General features: G+C 37.7%; 7 protein-coding genes. 4 read left to right on the top strand and 3 right to left on the bottom strand.

Translation table 11 applies throughout. The annotated features are described in order from the left end of the window. On the bottom strand, positions 1-179 hold a 179-nt coding region (locus AC52RT_RS16955), incomplete at its 3' end, for an alkaline phosphatase family protein (RefSeq protein ID WP_495541837.1). 223 nt (positions 180-402) lie between these two features. On the opposite strand from AC52RT_RS16955, the gene AC52RT_RS16960 reads away from it, so the two are divergent. The 4 genes from AC52RT_RS16960 (at position 403) to AC52RT_RS16975 (ending at position 5,578) form a co-directional block, all read left to right on the top strand. After that, positions 403-1,608, top strand: coding sequence for an acyl-CoA dehydrogenase family protein (locus tag AC52RT_RS16960; RefSeq protein ID WP_495541838.1), 1,206 nt, complete (start codon positions 403-405; stop codon positions 1,606-1,608). Positions 1,609-1,930: 322 nt separating this feature from the next. Next, a complete protein-coding gene (locus AC52RT_RS16965) occupies positions 1,931-2,809 on the top strand; it encodes a TRM11 family SAM-dependent methyltransferase (protein WP_495541839.1) in 879 nt (292 codons plus the stop codon). A gap of 348 nt (positions 2,810-3,157) precedes the next feature. Next, positions 3,158-4,486: an alpha-glucosidase/alpha-galactosidase gene (locus AC52RT_RS16970; RefSeq protein WP_495541834.1), complete on the top strand. Its 1,329-nt coding sequence runs from the start codon at positions 3,158-3,160 to the stop codon at positions 4,484-4,486. A 666-nt stretch (positions 4,487-5,152) separates the two neighbouring features. After that, a complete protein-coding gene (locus AC52RT_RS16975) occupies positions 5,153-5,578 on the top strand; it encodes an Ohr family peroxiredoxin (protein ID WP_495541835.1) in 426 nt (141 codons plus the stop codon). Between the two features lie 101 nt (positions 5,579-5,679). Here the strand turns inward: AC52RT_RS16975 and AC52RT_RS16980 are convergent, their stop codons facing one another. Both AC52RT_RS16980 and AC52RT_RS16985 read right to left on the bottom strand, forming a co-directional pair. Next, positions 5,680-6,117, bottom strand: coding sequence for a MarR family winged helix-turn-helix transcriptional regulator (locus AC52RT_RS16980; protein WP_495541836.1), 438 nt, complete (start codon positions 6,115-6,117; stop codon positions 5,680-5,682). Between the two features lie 97 nt (positions 6,118-6,214). Next, positions 6,215-6,655: an RrF2 family transcriptional regulator gene (locus tag AC52RT_RS16985; protein WP_495541840.1), complete on the bottom strand. Its 441-nt coding sequence runs from the start codon at positions 6,653-6,655 to the stop codon at positions 6,215-6,217. Between the last annotated feature and the right edge of the window lie 138 nt (positions 6,656-6,793).

Here is a 6,793-nt window from a genome sequence, read left to right on the forward strand (position 1 = left end):
GTCACGATGGACACATGACTTGGATAGGTCAATGAAGGATAAATAGCTTCAACATGCTGAACATATGAGCCTTCATTTAAGACACGTCGGAAATTTGGCAGTGTTCTAATTAATTGATAGTCTGAAGAGGATAGGCAATCAAAAGAGATGACAATCAAACGGTTTGTGAGGGCTTTCAAATTTTAGCCTCCCAACTGATTAGGTTCCTGTTACCCCATTTCCCATTTTACTATTATTCAGGAAGTATTTGTCATAAAATTTAGGGAAATACAACCTATTTGATAATAGATACTTGTAATTATTGTAAAATTCGGATAATTAATTTATGCTTATATCATCGATTCTATGATTCTCCGTTCTTTTTTTCTACTATATTGAAATGAAAGCAGGCGAATGGTAATGATGAACTTTGAATTAACCGAAGAGCAGAAAAGCGTAAAAAAGGTAGTAAGGAAGTTTGTTGATAAAGAAATTATTCCCTACATTCAAGAGTGGGATCGACAGGGAGCGTTTCAGCCATCTATTCTTAAGCGTCTGTCAGAGCTTCAATTAATGGGGGTCTGTATTCCAGAAGAATACGGCGGACTGGGAATGGATTATAATACGCTGGCAATCATTTGTGAGGAGTTGGAACGCGGTGATACCGCCTATCGGACCGCTGTTTCGGTACATACCGGCTTAAACACCATGACCCTTTTGCAATGGGGAACAGAACAACAAAAGCAAACCTATTTAGTCCCCCAGGCAAAGGGGCTCAAGATTGGTGCATTTGGTTTGACGGAACCAAACGCAGGATCTGACGTAGCGGCTATGCAAACCACAGCTAAGCGTGAAGGTGATTATTATGTATTAAATGGTTCAAAGACGTGGATTTCTCTTTGTGATTATGCAGATCATTTTCTGGTGTTTGCGAAAACAAATCATGACTTAGGGTCAAAAGGGATTACTGCATTTATTGTAGAGCGTACTTTTGAGGGATTTGAATCGAAAGCAATTAAAGGCAAACTGGGGATTCGCGCGGGGAATACGGGAGAAATCTTTTTTAACGATGTGAAAGTGCCGGCTGCGAATCGTTTAGGAGAAGAAGGAGAAGGATTCAAAATTGCCATGTCCGCACTAGATAATGGGCGCTTTACCGTAGCGGCGGGTGCTGTCGGCTTGCTTGAAGCGAGCCTTGAGGCAAGTCTTAAATATTGTCATGAACGAAGAACATTTGGGAAAGAAATTGGCAAACATCAGCTAGTCCAGCAAATGATTGCGAAAATGAGTGCAAACTTAGAAATATCGAGGCTGCTGGTTTATAAAGCAGGAACCTTGAAAAACGAAGGAAAACGGAACACCAAAGAAACCTCACTCGCTAAGTGGATCGCCTGTAATGCAGCAAATGAAGCAGCAAATGACGCCGTTCAAATCCATGGTGCATATGGATATAGTGATGAGTATCCGGTAGAACGGTACCTTCGAAACTCGAAAGCTCCTGTAATTTATGAAGGCACTAGAGAAATTCATACTGTGATGCAAGGGGAATACGCACTTGGATACAGAGAGGATAAGCCGCTCCGCAAACAATTGCCATCTTGGCCTTTTGAAAAGGTAACGGTTCATTAAATAAGAAGCTCTTAGTGCTGAATGCAGGACGATGTCCAGTTTTCGGCCTTTTTTTATGCGATTCGGTCGAGGGACATTATGAAACAAACAAAAGATATGAAGTCCTGGTTGGACCTTGAGGAATGACTTCAGCTAGCGCTTTCATTTACGGAGGCTGGCTATCTCCGCCATTGCTTTTCTCCCTTTTTCGCGATATGGTTATCATTTGAGTCGGGAATATAGAAAAGCGATAAAGGGTGGGAAAACAGTGGAAAAGACTAACCGTGAGCCGGTTTATATATATACCTTTGCATACAGTCCAGACGAAGTATCTTTATGCCGGATGGAAATGCGTTCATTATTTGGCGTGGAATCGGAAACGAATATTATTAAAACACCGATCGCGATAAATCCAAGCAGAAGTCCATTTATAAAAGAACGGATCGAAGTTTTATTTGAAGGAGATACTCTTTCTGAAATTGTTGATCAGGCAGACCAAATAGAATTAGGTGAGACCACATTCAAGGTGTTGTATGTGAAAATTAATGACCTGGATCCTTCAGTGAAAATTGGGTATTGGGAAAGACGGAACATTGAACGTGATATCGGTTGGAAAGTTCAAGGATTAGCTGATGTTCAAAACCCCGACAAAATATTCGGGATTGTCACACTTGGCGGCCGCTGGTATTTAGGAAACTATATAAAAAGCGAGTCCGTATGGCTGCACCATCTTAAAAAACCACGTGAATATTCAACCGCTTTAAGTACACGTGTGGCGAGAGCGATAGTGAATATCGCTGTACCGAACCCAGAAGGAATCAAGGTTATTGATCCTTGCTGCGGAATCGGAACCGTATTGGTTGAAGCACTATCAATGGGGATCGATATTGTTGGTCGTGACATCAACCCGCTCGTAACAGATGGATCAAGAGAAAATATTGCCTACTTTGGCTTACAGGGCGACGTCACAACAGGACCGATTGCCGATGTTACTGAAAAGTACGATGTAGCCATAATTGATATGCCTTACAATCTATACACTCATGCAACGCCAGAAGATCAACTCTCTATTCTCAAACATGCTAGAAGCTTCGCCGAAAAAGTCATCGTTGTAACCATTGAAACAATGGATGACATGATCAAAGAAGCAGGGTTCGAAATCACAGACCGCTGTGTCGCAAAAAAAGGAAACTTCTTAAGACAAATTGTAGTTTGTGTGTGAGGAGAAAACCGGCCACTGTAATTTAGTGGCCTCTTTTCTTTAGAATCTAGCAAAAATAAATTGAATTTTCTGAATAATAATTGCGAGGAATCTTATTTTTTGGTAATATGAATTTGCTGAGAAAGAAATTTGAAGATAAAAAGGAAAATCTTTAACAAGCAGAAGGTAAAGAGGTATTGAAACTATTTCAGTTCAATCAGATACAGGACTCCGAATACTTGAAACAGCAAAAAATTAGGATATAGCCGCATAGAACAAAAGAGAAAAAATTACGGCAAGGATGGATTAACGGTGAGCATCTAATTGTGCAATTCTGTACAAAGGACTTTAAAGTGAAATGGAGGGTTTATGATGAAAGTAACTATAATAGGTGCAGGCAGTGTAGTTTTTGCAAGAAGGTTAATCTCTGATATTTTGAGTTATCCAGAGTTGGAAAATACACTCTTTTCTTTAACTGATATAAATGCTGAACGATTAGAAACGGCAAAAAAAATGGCTGAATCTATTATTGAGAAAAATGGTAATGTAGCACATGTACAGGCTACTTTTGACAGAAAGTCAGCGTTAGTTGATGCTGACTATGTTATAAACTTAATTCAAGTCGGAATGCACGAATCAACTCTAATAGATTTTGAAATTCCCAAAAAGTATGGGTTGAAACAAACGATTGCAGATACACTCGGAGTCGGAGGGGTATTCAGGGCACTGCGAACGATTCCTGTTGTTCTTGATATTTGTAAGGATATGGAGGAAGTTTGTCCCGGTGCATTATTATTAAATTATACTAATCCAATGGCTATGCTGATTCTTGCGATCCAAAAAGCTACCTCAATAAAATCGGTAGGTCTTTGTCATAGTGTACAAAATACAGCAGAAGAGTTGGCTTCTTATTTAGGGATACCAGTAGAGGAATTAGATTATAAGGTAGCAGGAATTAATCATATGGCATGGTTCCTAGAATTGAAACGAAATGGACAGGATCTTTATCCCGACCTCTTTTTAGCGATGGAAAAGGATGAAGTGTATGCGAAAGATAAAGTGCGTTTTGAAATGATGAGTAGACTGAATTATTTTATTACAGAATCAAGTGAGCATCTATCAGAATATACGCCTTATTTTATTAAAAGAGATGACTTAATAAAAGATTATGATATTCCGATTGATGAGTATATTAGAAGAAGTGAAAATAATTTAAAACAATTTGCTGAAACCAAGAAAATGATTGAAAATCATGAAACATTCGAATTGCAAAAAAGTCATGAATACGGTGCACCAATAATTCATTCTATTGAAACCGGAGTAACACGGGAAATCTGGGGTAACGTACTTAATACAAATCTGATTACTAATTTACCGGAAAACTCTTGTGTTGAAGTTCCTTGTCTTGTTAACAAACAAGGAATACAACCAATACATGTCGGTAAACTCCCACCTCATTTGGCTGCAATGAATATGACAAACATAAATGTTCAACAACTAGTAGTTGAAGCTGTACTCACAGAAAACATTGATTATGTTTATCAAGCGGTTATGATGGATCCACATACTGCATCTGTCCTTTCGTTAGATGAAATCTGGAGTATGACTAACGAATTAATTGAAGCTCATGGAGACAGGCTGCCTAAATTTACTAAAGGGAAGAACTTAAATTATAAGAGAAAGGCAACAACTCATTAAATTTCATTTATCAGGCTTATTCTTCGAAAGTTGAAGTATAAGCTCTTTTTTTGTGATTAGAAATAGTAAGGGCTGTCATCACCCTGTTTAAAGCTCAAAAAGTGTAACTAAAAGAGGATAGGGCTGAATAAAAGTGAAATTGGGCTGAATATAACTGGTTTTGGGCCGAATAAAACCTAGTTTGGGCCGAATAAAATAAAGAATGGGCCGAATCTGGTGTTCAAGAGTCGACCAAAAGTGACTTCTACCCTCAAAATAGCTGCGCAAAGGAAGAGTTTAATAGAATTCCATCTGTTTTTATGCTCTTAACTCAAAAGTGTAACTAATAGAGAAGGAACCGTCATATAAGCAGCAGATCAAAGAGCCAGGTGCCTATTTTTGGAGGAACATTCATAGGGGAAAAAGATAGGGCCGAATGAAAGTTAGATAGGGAAGAACAGAGTGAAGTTTGGGCCGAATAAAACCTAGTTAGGGCAGAATAGATCGCCAATAGGGAAGAATCAGTCTTTGTTTTAAAAAACCCTTATTTGAGGAGTAAGATGTAAGGGAATAAAGGAGAAGGTTCAATAAACTCTTTAGTGAAGTGCTTTTTTATTGTACTTTTAATTTAAGTATTATAAAATTAAATTGTGCACAACTAATTATAGTTGAAGGGGAGTATATAAAATGACAAAAACATTATTTACAGAAACAGTAACGGTTGATGGAGGAAGAGAAGGTACGGCTATCTCTGCTGATGGGAATTTTACTGTAGATATCGCAATGCCTGGTACGCCGAGAGCGAAAAAATTGCCTGAAGCAACTAGTCCTGAAGAGCTTTTCGCAGCAGGATATGCAGCTTGTTTTGATAGTGCATTGCAATCGGTTGGTAAAATGGAAAAAGCGGCATTTGAATCAAAAGTGACAGCTAATGTTAGCTTATTGATGGGTGAAATGCATCAGTATAGCTTAGCGGTAACATTGGAAGTACAAGGATCAGGCATTGATCAAGATACATTTGAAACATTGGTTCATAAAGCACATCAAATGTGTCCTTATTCAAAAGCAATTAGTGGTAATGTTGAAGTAACTCTTAAAGTAAATGTGAACTAATCAAATATAAAAAAGGTAATGTTCCATTGGAACGTTACCTTTTTTTTGTCACTCCATCTTTTGCATATAAAAGAATCACGCTTTGCTGCTCATCTAACTCTTTAATAGGCCTGTAACGTTTTTAGCAATGCGAGCAGTGACGATTTTAATTCCTCAATCTCATTCTTATCATCCCCAGACATCTTGCCAACCATTTCAGGGATGACACAGGCCTCTTCTTGTAAATCCAGTCCTTTTTTCGTTAACCGAATGAGGACAGATCGTTCGTCTTGTGTAGAACGTTCACGAATAAGGAGGCCGTTTTGTTCCATGCGTTTTAACATGGGTGTTAAGGTACCGGAATCAAGAGAAAGAAGATCACCTAGTTTTTTTACCGTTAGGGTATCTTGGTCCCATAATAATAGCAGGACGAGATATTGTGGATACGTTACGTCAAGCTTTTCCAGGAGTGGTTTATACTTTTTAGTCATTTCCCGAGAACTTGCATAAAGAAGAAAGCATAATTGGTTTTCCAGCACATGTTCTATATTTTTCCCCATTTTATCACCAGCTAGTTATAGTCCATTTGATATAGGTATATCAAACTTAATTTAATAATAATCGTTCTCTCATATAAAATAAAGAAATTGTCAATCGTTACGTTTCTGTTCGTGTATCGAAATATTCTTTAAGAACCGACTTATTTGTCAAAATATCTTCAAGTGTATACGTATCCAGTACAAGGAAGAAGCTGTTTAGAGCCTCATTTAACATATGCTTTAAGGAACAAACAGGGGTAATGACACAATTATTGTCCTCTTTAAAACATTCTACAAGATAGAAATCTTCCTCGGTCTTACGGATCAACTCGCCAATGTTAATGTCAACTGGCTGCTTTGATAGACGAATGCCGCCATTACGTCCACGTATTGTTTCAATATAATTCATTTTCCCAAGATTATAGATGATTTTCATTAAATGGTTACTAGAAATTTCGTAGGCTTCTGAGATTTCTTTAATGGTCACCAATTTTTCACTGTTAACAGCCACATATAATAATACTCGTAATGAGAAATCTGAATAACTAGTTAAGCGCATATAAAGTTCCTTTCGATAATCATGTACCGTTATCATAGCATAAAAGTGACAACTTTATAAACGTGAAGGAAGGTTACGAATAAAGAAGTATTTTATATATTGCTTTTCAAGACATCGCGACTTATTATAAAGATATTA

This window comes from Peribacillus sp. (genome assembly GCF_059453735.1).